Annotated in this window: 11 protein-coding genes; 2 read left to right on the plus strand and 9 right to left on the minus strand. The window is 40.9% G+C overall.

Annotation, left to right across the window (positions count from 1 at the left end; all coding sequences use genetic code 11):
- Positions 1-87 precede the first annotated feature (87 nt).
- Positions 88-861 (plus strand): XRE family transcriptional regulator, encoded by a 774-nt coding sequence (locus tag O3620_RS10445; protein WP_002919136.1) that lies wholly within the window; start codon positions 88-90, stop codon positions 859-861.
- A gap of 75 nt (positions 862-936) precedes the next feature.
- Here the strand turns inward: O3620_RS10445 and O3620_RS10450 are convergent, their stop codons facing one another.
- Positions 937-2,574, minus strand: a complete 1,638-nt coding sequence (locus tag O3620_RS10450; protein WP_371601711.1) for a hypothetical protein — start codon at positions 2,572-2,574, stop codon at positions 937-939.
- Positions 2,564-3,307, minus strand: a complete 744-nt coding sequence (locus tag O3620_RS10455) for an ABC transporter ATP-binding protein (protein WP_002915365.1) — start codon at positions 3,305-3,307, stop codon at positions 2,564-2,566. The genes O3620_RS10450 and O3620_RS10455 overlap by 11 nt, the downstream gene beginning before the upstream one ends.
- A gap of 195 nt (positions 3,308-3,502) precedes the next feature.
- Between O3620_RS10455 and O3620_RS10460 the strand changes: the two genes are divergently transcribed.
- Positions 3,503-4,969 (plus strand): alpha-amylase, encoded by a 1,467-nt coding sequence (locus O3620_RS10460; RefSeq protein ID WP_080559183.1) that lies wholly within the window; start codon positions 3,503-3,505, stop codon positions 4,967-4,969.
- A gap of 86 nt (positions 4,970-5,055) precedes the next feature.
- On the opposite strand, the gene O3620_RS10465 is transcribed toward O3620_RS10460, so the two are convergent.
- The 7 genes from O3620_RS10465 to O3620_RS10495 form a co-directional block, all read right to left on the minus strand.
- On the minus strand, positions 5,056-5,985 hold the full coding sequence (locus tag O3620_RS10465) for a hypothetical protein (protein ID WP_371601712.1): 930 nt from the start codon (positions 5,983-5,985) through the stop codon (positions 5,056-5,058).
- Positions 5,986-5,994: 9 nt separating this feature from the next.
- Positions 5,995-7,032 (minus strand): M42 family metallopeptidase, encoded by a 1,038-nt coding sequence (locus tag O3620_RS10470; protein WP_371601713.1) that lies wholly within the window; start codon positions 7,030-7,032, stop codon positions 5,995-5,997.
- A 204-nt stretch (positions 7,033-7,236) separates the two neighbouring features.
- Positions 7,237-9,654, minus strand: coding sequence for an SHIRT domain-containing protein (locus O3620_RS10475; protein ID WP_371601714.1), 2,418 nt, complete (start codon positions 9,652-9,654; stop codon positions 7,237-7,239).
- A 410-nt stretch (positions 9,655-10,064) separates the two neighbouring features.
- Positions 10,065-11,210, minus strand: coding sequence for an FtsX-like permease family protein (locus O3620_RS10480; RefSeq protein WP_371601715.1), 1,146 nt, complete (start codon positions 11,208-11,210; stop codon positions 10,065-10,067).
- Positions 11,211-11,213: 3 nt separating this feature from the next.
- On the minus strand, positions 11,214-11,894 hold the full coding sequence (locus O3620_RS10485; protein WP_371601716.1) for an ABC transporter ATP-binding protein: 681 nt from the start codon (positions 11,892-11,894) through the stop codon (positions 11,214-11,216).
- Positions 11,887-12,468: a WHG domain-containing protein gene (locus O3620_RS10490; RefSeq protein ID WP_371601717.1), complete on the minus strand. Its 582-nt coding sequence runs from the start codon at positions 12,466-12,468 to the stop codon at positions 11,887-11,889. The genes O3620_RS10485 and O3620_RS10490 overlap by 8 nt, the downstream gene beginning before the upstream one ends.
- A gap of 122 nt (positions 12,469-12,590) precedes the next feature.
- Positions 12,591-17,258: ZmpA/ZmpB/ZmpC family metallo-endopeptidase (locus tag O3620_RS10495; RefSeq protein WP_371601718.1), on the minus strand; the 4,668-nt coding region annotated here is incomplete at its 5' end.

The following is a 17,258-nucleotide window of genomic DNA, read 5'->3' on the forward strand; positions in this document are numbered from 1 at the left end:
TAAAGGATTAGGCTCAAATAATTGACCTAACCCTTTACTTTTTCGATTTAATTCGCTATAATAAAACCAAGTAAAGGAGTTGATATTATGGCCAGAGGACGAGGCGCAGCAAGCCCCCAAGACAAGGAAGCAAGTCTTCTCATTTCGAAAAAACTTAAAGAACTTCTCAAGGAAACAGGTAAAAAACAAGTCGAACTATCTCGTGAAACAGGCATTCCTGCTAGTACACTAACTGGCTATATCAAAGGGACATCTCTGCCTATTGCAGCAAATCTAGAAAAGATTGCAAGATTTTTTGAGGTAGAGGTTGAAGAAATTGACCCTCGTTACCGACTAATAGCTGACATCCCTCAACAGTTCCCCGAATTAAATCGTATTTATCAACAACTTAACCAAGACAGACAGGAACAAGGATTAAAGTTGCTGGAAGCTAGCCTGACTGAACAAGAAACACATGCCAGCTTAAAGGACGACTACTTCCCCTACTTGGTCTATGAAAACTACTACCTCTCTCAGCATAAACCAGAACAGGCTGATTTGGTCTGGCTGGACAGAGAAATCGACTACGATATTGCCCTTTGGGTACGAACTGACTCGTTAGAGCCCAAGTATCCGAGAGATTCCGTAGCGCTAATCAAGCAGACTCATTTCGAGCTTGCTGGCGCTATCTATGCTATTGACTATGACGGCCAAACCATTATAAAAAGGGTCTTCAACGATCCATCCGGTATTCGTCTGATTTCCCTTAATAAAAAATACAGCGATAAGTTTATCCCGCATGAGGAAGAACCTAAACTCATCGGCCGAGTCATGGCAACTTTCATGCCACTGGATGTAGAAAAAATAAAGAAAAACAAATAACAGCTCTGCAAATGTACAGAGCTGTTATTTTTACAGTCAAAAAATCAGAAAGTCTTTCGACTTCCTGATGCTTATTTAATAAAATACTGCTAACTCTTCATTCAGCTTTTTCATGTAGTGTTTGTGGACTATGTAAGACAACACAGCTAAGCCTACTAGAACTAGAGCTACTATCATATAAATTACCAGAGGCGCAAGAATATTGGATATAAAGAAGAGAAGAGTAATGACAATCACCATTCCTAAAATCAGGGCGATAGCCAGGAGAGTTTTCACCATATTGTTATCTCGACTCATTAATTCTGTGACATTGGACCAATTAGTCACGAGATGCTTGTAGTCTCGGTAGTAACCCCAAGAACTCCACATTAGACTAATCAAGGCCCAAACAATCACCATGCCCAAGAAAGTCACTGGATGCATACCAGAAACAAGACTGGTTATCAAAAGCAAGGTCAAAGGCAGGATAGACTGGACGGCAAAGAGCTGCCAAAACTTCAGACGAATATATTGCTTCAAATCAAAGGGGAGAACCTTGAGATAATCAAAATTTTCCCTTTCCAGAGAAATCCCAATAGCCGTAAGGTTGCTGCCACCTGAGTTTAGTGTTGCAATCAAAACAGCCAGGGCCATCATTGGCAAGAGAAAGCGCGGTCCCAGATAAGAAGTCAAAGACAGGCCGCCTTGTATCATACCCATTCCCATACTGAAAATGACAATGTAAGGGATAAAGGCCGACATAAAGATGGCCTGCATAATGACAGAACCCTCGCTCAAGAGCCTGATATTGTAGCGCCAGACAAACTTTTTGAGATTTTTTGCTTCCGCAATATTGATGTCATGCACGCGCTCCCGCTTACCTACTGAGGAGCCAGTCATGAGAGCTGCCTCATAAAATTCTGGAATCACCTTGGTCTTTACGATGAAAAATAGAAGAGCCGCAACTGCCACCCATCCCAAAAATCCCAGCAAGGAAGCTGTATGAAAAGGATGAAGGATAAAATCATAAAAGGCTTGAACTGGCGGAAAGAAAGCTTTGACCTCTGTACGATTTACAACGCTTCTGCTGTTCATTTGATTAATCATAAAATAGAGGAAGAAGGATCCGACGGAAACAAGAGCCAAAATGACATTGGACAGGATGGTCTTGTACTTTCTGAAAAATGCTGTCTTGGTAATAAAGTGGACGGCAATCAAAATCAGAAAGGTGATGACCGAACTTAAAATCAGAATAGCAAGCAGAGCCAAGGGCAGGCCCAAGAAAGGATTACCACCTTGAAAAGCCAAAACCAAGAAATAACTGAACATAGGCAGAATGGCAATCAGCAAGGTCAGGATAACCGAAATGCTTTTGCCGACAATGATTTCTGCTTCGCTAAAAGCATAGGGACGGTAAGACTGCAAGTCCTTGCTTTCATAAAAGACATTGTAAAAAACCAGAAAGCCTTGAGACATAGAAAAGAGAGCAAAAGCGGAAACCAAATTGGCAAAGAGGCCCGGATTGCCAACCAGTTGGTTCAGGGAGCCCATCAAACCGAAAAGAAAGAGATAGACCAGTCCTAAAATCATATACATGCGGATGGCCTTCAGCGATACATTGACCTTGCGCTCAGGATTCTTAGCTTGCATCTTGCGGTACTGCTGCAGCTGAGACGGCTGAATAGCGTAGAGGATGTTGATATCAACAAGTTTTTTTATAGCTTTAATGCGCATCAGGACTCACCTCTTCTCTACGGCCAGCTAGACCAAGATAAATTGTTTCAAGAGACTGTTCTGGATGTTGGCCTTTTAGTTCTTCAATCGTTCCGTAGAAAATCAATTTCCCTTTTTTGAGAATGGCCACCTTATCACAGAGCTGCTCTGCAACTTCCAAGACGTGGGTTGAAAAGAGAACTGTATTTCCTTTATCTGCATGCTCCCGCATCATCTGCTTGAGGTCAAAAGCTGCCTGCGGATCAAGACCTGTCAGCGGCTCATCCAGAACCCAAATATCCGGATCAGACAAAAGTGCCGCTATGACGAAGACTTTTTGCCTCATCCCATGAGAAAATGAATCAATGACCTCATACCGATGAGAGCCAAAGTCGAAAATATGGAGCAGATTTCCCAACCGCTCTTCGACTTCTGCATTTGTCATATCGTAAGAAGTCGCTACCAGTTCCCAGAACTCATTGGCAGTCAGGCGCAAAAATAGATCTGGTGAGTCAGCTACATAGCCGATTTTTTTCTTGATTTCCAAGCGATTAGCGGACAATTCTTTCCCATCCACAAAAATCTGTCCACTGCTAGGATTAATAACGCTGACCAATGACTTAATGGTAGTAGATTTTCCGGCGCCATTGTGACCAATCAGACCGACGATTTCTCCGCTCTGCAAGGTCAGATTCAGCTGATTGAGAGCTACCGTTCCTTCATAAACTTTAGTGACATCTTTAAATTCAATCATAAGAGAGCTCCTTTACCGATTTCTATACAGATTAGTATACTCTTTTTACGGCTTTTTGTCTCGGCTAAAAATGTTTCATGTTCAATTTTAAAAAGATTTTTCAAATTATAAAAGAGCTAAGTGTTTATGATAGTGAAAAACACAAACGATTGCGCCTTTCTGCTTCTTTTGGTACAATGAAGCCAATCAGTGAGAATGAAGAGGAAAATTTATATGGAAAACCAAACTTTAATGCAGTATTTTGAATGGTATCTGCCAGATGACGGTCAGCATTGGAATCGCTTGACGGAAGATGCACCAAACTTAGCAGCGAAAGGAATTCGCAAAGTCTGGATGCCGCCAGCTTTCAAAGGAACGGGCTCTAATGATGTCGGCTATGGTGTATACGACCTTTTTGATTTGGGAGAATTCGACCAAAAAGGGACCGTCCGCACAAAGTATGGATTGAAAGAAGAATATCTCCGAGCGATTGAAGCACTTAGCCAGAACGGTATCGAAGCTATTGCTGATGTTGTTCTCAATCACAAGGCCGCAGCAGATTACAAAGAGCGTTTTACTGTTGTTGAAGTTGATCCTAACGACCGCACAAAGGTCTTATCAGAACCTTTCGAAATTAAAGGCTGGACTAAGTTTGTCTTCCCAGGCCGCAAAAAAGCCTATAATGACTTTGAATGGCACTGGTACCACTTCACTGGCACTGACTACGATGCCAAAAACAACAAGTCAGGCATTTTTCTCATCCAAGGGGACAATAAAGGTTGGGCAGATGATGAGCTAGTGGACAACGAGAATGGTAACTACGACTATCTCATGTATGCGGATATTGATTTCAAGCACCCTGAAGTCATCCGAAATCTCTACGACTGGGCTCATTGGTTCATTGAAAGCACTGGTGTACATGGATTTCGCTTAGATGCTGTCAAGCACATCGATTCTTTCTTTATGAAGAATTTCATCCGCGATATTACTGAAAAATACGGTGAAGATTTCTATGTCTTTGGGGAATTTTGGAATAGCGATGAGAAGGCCAATAACGATTATCTAGAAAATATTGACTACCGCTTTGATCTAGTCGATGTTAAACTTCATCATAATTTATTTGATGCCAGCAAATCTGGAGCAGACTATGACCTACGAACTATTTTTGACCAAACACTTGCAAAAAATCACCCCGAATCAGCTGTGACCTTTGTAGACAATCACGATACTCAGAGAGGTCAGGCTTTAGAGTCTACAGTTGAAGAATGGTTCAAACCAGCTGCCTATGCTCTTATACTTTTGCGAGAGGCTGGATTGCCCTGCGTCTTTTACGGAGACTACTATGGCATTAGCGGAGAATTTGCTCAAGAAAGTTTTCAGGATGTGCTAGATAAGCTCCTAGACATCCGCCTCAATCTTGCCTATGGCGAGCAGAACGACTACTTCGACGATGCCAACTGTATCGGCTGGACCCGCCAAGGTAAGGACGATGGTCAGCCAATCGCTGTCCTTATCAGTAATGACCAAGCAGCCAGCAAATCCATGCTTGTCGGTTCAGAATGGGCTGGCAGAGAATTCAGCGACTATCTAGGCAACAGCTCCCAAATCGTAACCATTGACGACCAAGGCTGGGGAGAATTTCCTGTGGAGGAAAAATCAGTTAGTGCCTGGAGTGTCAGGTAATCAATACATTCAAAAGCGAGAAGGAAAAATATTTCCCTCTCGTTTTTGGATTACTTTGATTTTTTATGTATCATTATTTTCTTTTTTTACTTCTCTTTGTCGAAAAAGAATTTGTATTTTCTGAAGTAGTCTTTAAAACGTTTTTTATTTGATTTAGATTCTTGTAGTTCCCTATACTCTTCAATATAGATCGTAGAAATTTTACCTATCTCACTATCACCAAAAATTATAGATTTTAAAAAAGTAAGTGTAATCATAAAAAAGAGTATAATTACAAATACAATTATCGCACTAGATAAGTTATTCCACAGATAATATGTAGTAAAAGCATCTACTAAGGCAAACACCATAGTATAGACTATTATAAAGATTTCAAATTTGCTATCATCACTTTCATTAATAATTAATTCTGGAATTAGAAATATTAAAAAAATCATTAGACTTAACCACAATGCAAATGCTAAATGAATAGAAGACTCATTTATCTCAGAGGACTTAAATCCAATAGTATATAAAGAGAATAGCAAAAACAATTGAAATACCAATGTTAGATACTGTAAAAAATAAAACCATATCTTTGGTGGGCTAATCGGTGAGACAGCTTGTTCCAATCTTACATCTAATATTCGCTTTGAAATTTGGATACGATAAGCTAGTTCTTTTAAATCATCAATTGTTATTTCTTGAGAATTAATTTTCCCCTCTATTTGATTTAATTGGTTCCATATATGCCCGTCATCTTTTATCCACTGATATTTCCCAAACGTTTTAATTTCACGCCCGTACGGATTTATTCTCTGAGAGATTTTAAATAGTATTGTTTTTAACTCTGGATTAGCTTCCCCACCTTCTATAAGCTCATTTGAAAAATTTTCTAACTTTTGAAAATCATTTTGTTTATTTTCGTAAACATACTTTTGATATTCTTCTTTTTTCTTTTGAAAATATCTATATAATCCTGATACTATAGCTGTTATTATAGTTGGGGTAATTAGCTGTTCCAATAAATCATTCATATCTTTCTCCTATTTTACCAAGCCACTCCTTAGATAAGCATCCACCATACGCTCTGTCGCAACGACTGAATCGATATGAGTTCGCTCATAAGAGTGGCTGGATTCGATGCCAGCTCCTAGCAGGGCATGCTTGACTTCTGCTCCTGCACTCATGGCTGCAGAGGCGTCTGATCCGTAAAATGGATAGATGTCCAGTTTATAAGGAATGTCCTGCTCCTTAGCCAAATTTACCAAATGCTGGCGGAAGCCATAGTGATAAGGTCCTGATGCATCCTTGACACAGATGGAAACCGTATACTCATCCGTCTGCTGATCGTCACCCATTGCCCCCATATCAACCGCCAAATACTCTACCGCTTGCGCCGGCAGACTAGAATTAGCCCCATGACCAACCTCTTCAAAGACACTGAAAGCAAAATGCATCGTCACTGGTAGCTGAATATTTTCCTCTTTATAAACGCGCAAAAGATTGAGCAAAATAGCTGCGCTGACCTTGTCATCCAGAAAACGAGACTTGATAAAGCCTGACTCGGTAACTGTGGTACGAGGATCAAAAGAAATAAAATCCCCAACTTCAATTCCTAAATCACGTGTTTCTTTCTCACTCGTCACCTTTTCATCCAAACGAACCTCCATATTGTCCTGACTACGTTCAACCGTCCCAGCATCCTTATAAACATGGCAAGACGTCTGGTGAACTAATATAGTCCCACTGATAGTCTTGCCACTGCTGGCCACATGAACTAGACAGTTTTCTCCTTCAATCATGTTCCAAGGGAAACCACCAATCCGATCCAGCTTGAGACGACCGTCAGACTTAATAGCCCGAACAATAGCCCCCAGTGTATCCACATGGGCAGTCACTACCCGATGCTGGGCATCATTTTCACCCTTAACCACAACATAGACGCCGCCTTTATTAGTCCGGACAGGCTCATAGCCCAATCTTTCCAGCGTTTTTATCAAATAGTCTGCCACCTCAGCCGTAAAGCCTGTTGGGGAAGGAATAGCCGTTAATTCTTGTAAATATTGAACAGTTTGATTCATGAATGTCTCCTCATCGTTTTTCTTTATTATAGCACAAAGAAAGCCTGAGCAAATAGATTTTCAGCAGGCTTTTAATGATTAAGTGCAATAAAAACACCTCGATTACTATCGCCGTACTTCTACACTTCTTCATAGAAAAGCTAAAAAGGCACAAAGACAAGAAAAAATCATCTCAGCTAGCTGAGATGATTTGTCTGGCTAATATTAATTAGCTTTTTTGAAACGATAGACAAGAGCTGATAAAAGAATCAGAGCAAATCCTGCTGCTATCGCAAAGATAGATGTTTCACTGCCAGTTTTCGGCAAAACTTTTTTGCCAGTTGCTGATCCACGAACATCTTTTCCATCTTTATCTGATGAATTACCTGGGGTTCCATCAGTCGAACCGACTGGTTTGTCACCAGATGATGACGGTGGTGTCGAATCTGAAGAAGATGGTGGTGGTGTTGGTCCTTGTGGACGTCTAGCTTCAAATGTCCATGTGCCTGTAAATTTGACATCTGAGCCTGCAATAGTTTTACTATCCGCGTCATATTTAAGGAATTTCCAAGTACCTCCAGTTACTTCAATAGAATCCTTAGCTGGCTGAACCGCTTTAACTGCAGTACCATCTGTGTATTCATTGGCATCAGTCGGCAACAATTCTGTTACCTCTGCTGGTAAGGCGCGATTCGGATCTGCGCTTACAAATTCATACGTCACCTTATATTTCGGCGCTGGAGTGAAATTCCATTTACCAGTAAATTTAAGGTCCTTATCCGCAACAGTCTGTGCATTCGTTTCTGCATAGCCTTCGAAAGTCCATGTGCCTTCAGTAACTGTAACACTTGTTTTAGCAGGCTGCCTAGCGTCTACATTAGTACCACTAGTGTAGCGATTAGTATCTGCTGGAAGCAAATCAGTTACTTCTTTTGGCAGGTTTGGATAGGCTGGGTTAGAGCTGAGAAACTCATAGCTGACACCATAGTCTTTATAACTGTTGGTGAATGTTGGATTGTTACCTGCGACAGCAGCTTCCAATTTAGCGTTGTTTTCAGTCACTGTGACAGTCACAGTATGTTCTTTACTGTCGTATGTCACTCCAGCTTCACTTCCAGCTACTTCTTTCAGCTTGTAGGTATAAGTCCCCTCTTTATCATAGGTGATTTCAGGAAACTTGATATTACCATTGGCGTCATTTGTTGCTTGATGTTCCACGTTATTTCCGCCAACCTCAGTCAGCTTGAAAGTGTACTTACCAGCTTCAAGTGCTTTACCATCCAGAACTTTTTTAGCAGTAATTGTTGCAGTCGCTGGCTCTAACTTGTATGTATTGGTGAAAGCCTCACGGTCGTAGGTAACCGCTGCTGTCTTAACGCCATTGTTATCTGTTACAGTAACAGTGACATTGATGTCTGAATTGGCATCGTTTGTCACACCTGGCAGATTGCTCGCTCGCTCACGAATGACATAGTTAAAGGTTCCCTCATTTTTGAAACGAAGTTTCTTAAAGGTGACGACACCGTCTTTGTTTGTTACTGTTTGAATAACTTTGTCGTTGTCATCCTTATTGATCAAATCAAAAGTAAATTCACCATCTGCCAAATTGCGGCCAGTCAATTCCTTTTTGACTTTGAAGATAACTTCATCCGAACGGGTACCTTCCCCGACACCATCAAGAGTTGTCAAAGGTGCAAATGGACGTGATACTAAATCTGGCATCTTTTGTCCATTAGCCGTAACGGTTACATCGTTAAAAGCTTTTTTGGTCACCTTATCAACTGGCTCTGTCAAACGTGTCCGGTAGATAACATAAATACCTCTTCCACTCAAATCCCCAGCATTAACTGTGAAATGATTGGAGTCAGTGATTGTCACAATCTGGCTCGGATTAAAGGATTGACGGGTGCCAGAAGCACCTTCCCACTCAGTAAAGTAGTAACCTGTAATCCCTGAATCTTCATCCAGCTCTTGGCCTTCTGGAATAGCGTCCTCAATGACAACTTGACCAAGATTTTGGACATCACGATTGACACGGATACGCCAGTTGACATAGTTAGGATCCTTAGAATCCTGAACACCCCACTTGGAATACCCCTGAGGTTCTTCATCAACCTTGATACGCTTCAGCCTATAGGTTCTAGCACCTGGGAAATTAACTTCTTGCTCTTGGTCATAAGGCATATTATCAGCCCAAACCACTGTGAAAGAAGATTGAATACGCTTGGTATCTGGCATTTTCGCAAAATACTCAGCATTTGTGACTGTAATGGTCGCTGTATTGGTAACAGGATCTGTCACCAACTTGGCAACAACAGTACCATCCGGTGCACTTATGTTTTCCTCCAAAGTTCGCTCAATTTTGAACTGTGATGGAACACGATAAACCATGGTATCGCCATTATTTAATACTTTGCTATCTGCAAATGTATAGGTCGGAGCAATGTAAAATTTACCTTCACCGTAGCCTGTATCCTTTAAAGGATTAGTATTAATAGTGACATCTGTAGTTAGCTGATAATCACTTTCACCTAACTCTGCAGCAGAAACCCTAGGACTTGAGCTTAACAAGGGAAGAAAGGTTGATACCAAAAGCAGCAAAGTCATCAGAGCATGAGACACTTTATGATAAGTTTGTTTCACCTTGAATGCGGTCCTCCTTCTTTTTATATTTTATTTTAGACAAATGCTGGCAGGCACACCATCACCTGTCTACCCCCTCATTTTCAGCCGATTCTAAATCAAGATTTATTACCAAACTAAAAATGATAGTACTCGTATATGATAAGCAAATATGACATATACATATCAATTATAACATAAAAATTATAATTTACGCCTTGTAAACTGCAATTTTTATTATCATTTTTCTATTCTTTGTCTACTTTCGTTACAAAAAAAGTTACAAATTGTTTTTTTATCTAACTCGGATGGATTATTATTGATATATTAGAAATAAATGGCAGAAAAAATACCTAGACTTTTTATAGTCTAGATATTTTTCCAGAATTTTTAGCTCTAAGGGGATTTCGCTTATAAAAGGAAATTATGTATTATTCAGCTAACATAATCTCTTTGAGTGTCATTCGCCTAATTGCTTTGAAATAGTATGTGACTAAAAGTTCATATAAGATCACAAAGGCTAAAAAGGCGATTAAGCAAAGCTGAACATCAAATGAGTAGTCGGGGACACCCTGAGCATCTTTTACAATAACTTTAAGTAGTAACTTCATAAGACCATACTGATATACCGTCCCTAAAACAAAACCCAGATAAGCCACCAGACGATAACGAGTGAGAATAACTAGACTACATTCTTTTTGGCTATAGCCAAAGGCTTTCATGAGAGCCAGACTAGCTTTATTTTCTTGGACGACAGTGCCTAGACAAAGGAGCAAAATAGAAAAAGACAAAAGAACTCCTATTCCCATCATCATGACTTGAATTGTGCCATCTATAAAGTCTTTCATTCCTAGGGAAAGCTGCATCATGGCTGCAAAAGAAAATGCTGCGAAGATAACAAAGAAAATCAATAGTTTCCTTTTATAAAAATGAACAGCTCCCAACTCCTGCAAAAAAGCTTTATTTACGTTAGTTTTGTGATGCTTTTGCTTTACTTGTGCTAACTCTAATCTCTTCAGCAAATAAAGGCTAGGTTGTTTCAATTTAATCAGTGCATAGCCAATTCCTAATAAGGCGAATAAGAGAGTCGGCAAGATGACCATAGCGAGGAACAATTGCCAATGAAAGTGAATTTCAATATTAGGCAAGAGATCTTTTTGGTTGCGTAAGTCATAAAAGTCCTTCATAAAGAAGAATGAAGATACGAACCCAAGTATGGCTCCCAGAAACACTGAACAACTAAAAATCCAGAAATGCTTAGCTAATTCAAAATTATGGTAGCCCAGGGCTTTAAGTATCCCTAACTCTTCCTTATGATTATCAATAAACTGTTTAATATAAAAGAATAAGAGAAGAACAGCTAGGAGAGAAAGTACTCCACCACTAACCAAGGAGACAAATTTTGCAATGAGAACTTGTGCATCGTAATAAGCCTTGGCTGTTAGAGATAATTTTTCAACCTCAATAGATTGAAGATCAAGGTAAAAATTGACAAATAAAGTAGTGACCAATACTGCACAAAAACTGATAATGGAGACAACAGATAATTTCCGTAAATCTCTGATACTAATTACCATGGTCTACCACCCAATCTTTTCTACGCTCTTTGGCTCTTTATTGACTGTGATGTCCTGAATTTGCCCGCTATTCACCCTCACCACAGTGTTTGCTAACTGGGCAATATGCTCATTATGAGTAACCATTACTAGGGTAAATCCAAGCTCTTTTTTCATTTGAGCAATGTAGGAGAGAATCTGGCGACCCACCTCCTCATCGAGAGCTCCTGTCGGCTCATCAAGGAAAAGTACTTTAGGCTTCTTAGCCAGTGCCCTAGCAATCGCCACCCTCTGTTGCTCACCACCTGACAATTCACTGGGATATTGATGGAGTTTTTCTTTTAAACCCATGGCTTCAATAATTGGGAGGTAATCTTGATTCTTTGCAAGATGGGCTCCCATTTTAACATTTTGCTCCACCGTCAACTCTTGTAATAAATAATATTGTTGGAATATAAAAGCGATGTGATCCTTGCGAAATTTTGTCAGTTGAGTTTCACTCAAAGAAGCAATATTTTCCCCATCATGTAATATTTCACCCTGATCTGGTTTTTCCAAGCCTGAAAGAATGTTTAGCAAAGTCGACTTACCCGATCCAGAAGCTCCCAAAATCACTAAATAATCTTGCTCTTCAATCCGCAAGTCAATGCCTTTTAAAACTTCATTAGCTCCATAGGACTTTCTTGCTCCCTTTAGTTCAATCATGATTTCCTCCTAATAATTCCTTTATAAGCGCTATGAAAACTTGTGTCATCATGGCTGTTAGTTCTGCTGGTGAAAAACGATAAATTCCTGCGGCAGTCATACTGGCAATTCCATGAGAATAAATAAATAGATGTTGATAGAGTTGCTCAGATAGCTGTTTTGAAAGTCCATATTCCTCTTGAATGGACAGAATCATCTTTTCATAACTGTAATCTTTGATTGGTAAAAACTCAGAAAACTGATGAATAGCACGTTCGGACTCATTCATAAAGATTAATTGAAAAAGCTGTGGTTCCTCTGCTGCAAATCTGATATAAGCAATCCCAACAGCTCGAAAGGCTTTTTCTTCCCGCAAGGCGATTTCAACTTGTCTGACAAAGGTCTTCTCGGCAGCAACGACGATAGCCTTGCTCAACTCATCCATATTATCGAAAAGACCAAAAATGACCTTAGGTGAAGACTTCAATCTAGCAGCAACAGCTCGTGCCGTGACAGCCGACTTCCCCTCTTCTCGAACAAGATCTAGACAAGCTTCAATGATTTCTTCTTTGGTGAATTTATTTTTTGGAGGCATGACATCCCTTTCCGATACATTTGTTGCGCAACAGTTGTTTCTTTAAAATATTTAACCATATCCTAATTCAAAAATAAAGTAAAAAAATACTAGCTAAGTTTCCTTAGCTAGTATTAAAATGCTTATTTGTTAAAGATTGATTGTCTGAAGTCGTCTGTTTCACGAAGATAAGCATTATAAATCTTCTTCTTGAGCAGGTTGACCCAGCTAGCATCAACACGGCTAGTTGCATTGGTAATGTTGCTCACATCCTCTGCTACTGCTGCGTCCATCAGCCTTTGCATATCTGCATAAGAGCGAATGGTTACTTTCTTTGTACTGTTTGGATTTCTAAGCTCGTACTCAATGGTGATTGGCTTGAGCTTTGTCAGCTGATCAATCCGCTCTTTATACATAGCTTTCTTGAAGGCTACCCAAGAGTCATATTCACCTTTGAATACATTTTCCAAGACTTTCTGGTCCGTTACCAGACCAACATCTCTTCCGGACCATCCATCCCACGTTTTCTTGCCTTCATCGAAGGCTTCCTTAGAGTACTTACCAGATACATAAGGAATAAATCCTTCATGGTACCCTTTGGCTGCCAGTAACTCGTAGGCTGTGCGGCGGAACATAACGTCACCCGGCGCTCCATTTGGATTGCTCAAGGCTGAATAGATTGGTGAGAAGAGACTGAGACTGAGGTAGCCATTTCGTCCATATCTACCACTATCCTTGTTCTCCCGACGAGTGATAACATCATTTTCAATCAGGGAGTTAAAGGTCTTCAGCTGCTTGATTTCTTCAGCAGTAAAGCTTCGCGTCTGGTTTCCAGCATGGGTCTCCTTACCATACTTATCAGTAACGTAGTAATTCTCCATCTTTCTGAACCACTGGAGTTTAGCATCATCGCTCTGCTTCAGCATAGAGGTACCTTCTAGGTAATCCAGCGTGTAAATCATGTCAAACATACCATGGACATAGTGTTGCAGGTCTTCTGCATTTTGAACGCGCTCTTTGAAGTTATATGTGTGTAGGCGCGTCTTAGAGTCCTTGTCCACCTTGAAGAGGGTATTGAGTGTAATGGTTGCCTCATCTGCACTTGGAGTGGACTGCAGGAGTCCGCGAGCATAAAGCTCAGCTCCCAGACCTTCGCGGCGGCCATTGCCCTCAAAGTAAATGCCACCGTCAGAATTATGGGTCATTTCATGCGTGTAGACAGAGTTACCATAGTCTTCTAACAATTTAGCTGCATCAAAGTGGGTTACACTTCCTGTAGCATAGGCATTATAGCCCTTGCTAGGATACCACTTGCCGGCTGGTCCAAAGAATTCCTGCATAGCCAGTGATTTTTTGTCATTAGCTGGAGCCCAATATTTTTGACCATTCTTGTCAACCAATGAGAATCCATCGTAAACCAGAACAGAACGGAAGAGCTTGTCCTTGCTTTCATCGCTTAGAATCTTATACCAGAAATCATAGTGATCGCGCTGGTATTCAGCTGTTTTTCTCACTCGGTCTTCGACAAATTCAGCTAGCTCTGCATCTGTCCGAACCCTGCCATTAGCATCAAGGCGATAACGGTCATAAGCCCCCATGGAGATGGTAGACATATTGGAGATAGCATAGACACCCTTCTCAGTCATGGTCAAGAGCGGCAGAAGCATGCCCTTGTGTTCCCAGTTATCAGCAGTAATTTTGTCGTAAACGCCGACAGAATACTTACTCTTGTCTTCGGCTGCATCCTGAAGCTGTCTCGCTTCTGCTAAATCGGACTTAGCCTCAACGATGTAGGCCTTTGTATTGGTCTTGAGCCATTCATTATTGCTCTTGTCCGGCAGGAAGAGCTGACGATAGCCTTCCAGATAGTTGAAGAGTCCTCGTTTACCAGTCGCTTCAGAAAGTGAGGCATCATAAGCCATATAGTTGTTCTTAGCTTTAAGATTGTTCATGCCTGACTTACCAAGTGAAATGATGGTATCTAAGGTTGAAGCATTATGATTTCCAAAGAAGTCAAATTTATAGGCTGATAAATCCTTGACATTGATATTGTCATAGTTGATATTATACCAACGGTTGAGATAGGTTAGACCAAGTAAGAAGGCTTCTTTATTGTCTTTAATTTGCTGAGCTATATAGTCTGATACAACATTGCCTTCCGTATTGATAGACTTGTCCATAGCCAGTACCTTGCGTAACTCTTGTGACAGCTTGGTCTTGACTTGGTCAAAAGCCGTATCCAGATAGAGATCATCCAAAGAAGTGTCAGCATTGATGCCTAAAACAGTCCGCATAGCTGGCGAATCAAGGACAACCTTGTTCAATTCCGGTAGCACTTGATTGAGAACTCTGCTATAGTCTGATAGGAAGGCTTCTGGTGTATAAAGAAGGTCTAGGCCATTTACAGTATATTCTGCAATTGCCTTATATTTGAAATCTCCCTTATAGGTCAGATTCAGGTATTCAACTGTATTATCCTCGAAGTGCAGCATCAAGCGATTAATCGCTGTCTTGTTGCTATTGATATCAGTGATAACCTGGTCGCCCTTCATTGGAACAACATCCAGCAAGTAATCGGTATTGAGCTTGTGATTATCTGGAAGTTTATTTCCGTAGGCAACAATGGTTTCCTTATTGTAGAATGGCAGGAGTTTTTCCATGTTAGCATAAGCTATCAGACGGTCTTCTCGAGCATTCTTTTCCTGAGCATAATTGACAGAATAAAGGTTGAGATTCGTGTCTTCCAGCGTGGTCGTAATGTCTAAGCTAGCCAGCTTCTCTTCTGCCTCGTTCAGAGTCAGTGTTGAAGTGACAAACTTGTCATTTTCCAGTGTTTTATTTCCTTCAACGGCATAAGCTTCTGTGATACGGTTATTCTCATATCCCTGGTCGCCAGAAATACTGTAAACATTTGTACCGCTGACATTGCTGATGACATTATCAATCAAGCCATTGAAGTAATTGGAGCCAACCACTCCGCCAATCTGACCGTTCTTAGTAGAGTTTTGAATCTTTCCAGCTACATAAGATCGGCTGATGCGGGCATTGTTTTCCAAACGGCCAACCAGACCGCCAAAGCGTTGGTTGTCGGCTCTAGCGCCTGCTAGAATAGTCACATCTGCCCTGCTTTGGCTAATCAAGGAGTTTCCTCCCTTAAGATTGGCAACCAAACCACCGACATTGTATTCTTTGCCCTGTTTATCATTTGACACGATAGTTCCAGTAAAGGAGCTATTGGTAATTTGGGTATTGTTAGCAATAACGACCAAACCTGCTACTTGAGAAGCATTGTCTTTTACTTCTACTCTACCTTGGACTGAAACATCTGTGATTCGAGCATTTTCTGCATTGCGAGCCAAAGCCGCTGAGTCATAGGTGCCTACAATATTAACCTCTTTCAGGTCCAGATTAGAAATAGAGGAACCACTCTTGAGGTTTTCAAATAAAGGCTTGGCCAGATTGTAAATCGCGTACTGCTTACCATTATGACTACCAGTCAGAATGCCTGTGAAGTTCCCTTTGAGGTAGACATAGTCCGCAGGTGCCAGACTAACTTCGCTAGCATCCAAATCAGCTCCCAGAACATAGTTGCCAGCCATATTTTGCTTCATAGCGTCTACCAAACCAGCAAAGCTAGTGTAGACATTTTGCTGGCTAGGGACTGCCTTACTGATATAGAAGTCATAGCCAGACTTATAGCCTGTCTCACCTTCTTGTACCAGCTCAGGCAGAGAGACTGTCACCTTATAGACATCCCTACCATCCTTATGACTTTCCGCTATGCTGTGAACCGGTAGGAGCATTTCCTTAGATTCACTTGATTTAACTTTGACAAAGTAGGTAGACAGATCCGTAGGCATAGAGCTCATGGACACGACGCGCTTAAACTGGTCGTTTTCTTTTCTGTAAAACTCGACCGAATCAATATCTCGGAAGGCAATCTTCTTGTATTCCAATTCAAAATTGCGGCTATCGGTTTCAAGGTCTGTGAAGCTGCCATTATCCAGTTCATAAGTAAGCTTGGTTTTCAAGGTATAGCCTGTATAGTAGTCTAAGTCGCCAATCTTCAGACTTCCTGCGAAATTGGTAATTGGAAGAGTACGAACAAGCTGATCTCCCTGGTACAATTCTGCAGTCGCTGAACGGAAGGACTGAGTCTGGTCTTCAAGTCTGTATTGAACCGTAATCGACTTGTCATCAGGATTTTCTGTCAGACTTAGAATGGAAACTGTTGGCTTGACTTTAGGTACTCCATTTAGAGCTTCTTTGGCTGCTGTCAGGCTAGCAAATGCTTGGTTGACCTGCACTTGTGTGGCAGTTTGATTGTTCAAAACTCCTTCTGCCTTGGCTAATTCGTCAGTATAAGCTGTCTGCTTATCTGAATCAGCATTCTTATATTTAGCATTTGTTTTAATTTTTGGATTTAAATCGTATTCGTTTTGAAGAGCCGTTTTGACAACCTCAAGGCCACTTAACTGTGCCTTGGCTTGATTGATTTGTTCAACAAGCTGGTTGACTTCTGCTTGGCTGGCTTGGGATTGGCTCAGAATCGCTTGACCAGATACCAAAGTAGTATCATAGCTAGATTGATGGCTCTGACTATCGTTGAAATAACGTGCCTGAGCTTTAATCTGATCCGCTTCCGCTAATAGATTGTGTAGTGGAATTAAATCGAACTCTTCTAAGACTGCTGCTTTCGGTGCTTCATTCGGTACCATGTTTGGCTTAGCGGTACCGATTTTGACGACTTGCGTTACTGGAGCTAAGGTTTCTTCGTTAGACAATTCTTGGCGATCGATTTCTTGACCGTT

Origin of the sequence: Streptococcus sp. 27098_8_134 (assembly GCF_041431675.1) — a bacterium.
Taxonomy (GTDB): Bacteria; Bacillota; Bacilli; order Lactobacillales; family Streptococcaceae; genus Streptococcus; species Streptococcus sanguinis_R.

Coding starts and splice junctions, on each gene's coding strand:
- O3620_RS10445 (WP_002919136.1), top strand. CDS start 88: ATGGCCAGAGGACGAGGCGCAGCAAGCCCCCAAGACAAGGAAGCAAGT.
- O3620_RS10450 (WP_371601711.1), bottom strand. CDS start 2,574: ATGCGCATTAAAGCTATAAAAAAACTTGTTGATATCAACATCCTCTAC.
- O3620_RS10455 (WP_002915365.1), bottom strand. CDS start 3,307: ATGATTGAATTTAAAGATGTCACTAAAGTTTATGAAGGAACGGTAGCT.
- O3620_RS10460 (WP_080559183.1), top strand. CDS start 3,503: ATGAAGAGGAAAATTTATATGGAAAACCAAACTTTAATGCAGTATTTT.
- O3620_RS10465 (WP_371601712.1), bottom strand. CDS start 5,985: ATGAATGATTTATTGGAACAGCTAATTACCCCAACTATAATAACAGCT.
- O3620_RS10470 (WP_371601713.1), bottom strand. CDS start 7,032: ATGAATCAAACTGTTCAATATTTACAAGAATTAACGGCTATTCCTTCC.
- O3620_RS10480 (WP_371601715.1), bottom strand. CDS start 11,210: ATGGTAATTAGTATCAGAGATTTACGGAAATTATCTGTTGTCTCCATT.
- O3620_RS10485 (WP_371601716.1), bottom strand. CDS start 11,894: ATGATTGAACTAAAGGGAGCAAGAAAGTCCTATGGAGCTAATGAAGTT.
- O3620_RS10490 (WP_371601717.1), bottom strand. CDS start 12,468: ATGCCTCCAAAAAATAAATTCACCAAAGAAGAAATCATTGAAGCTTGT.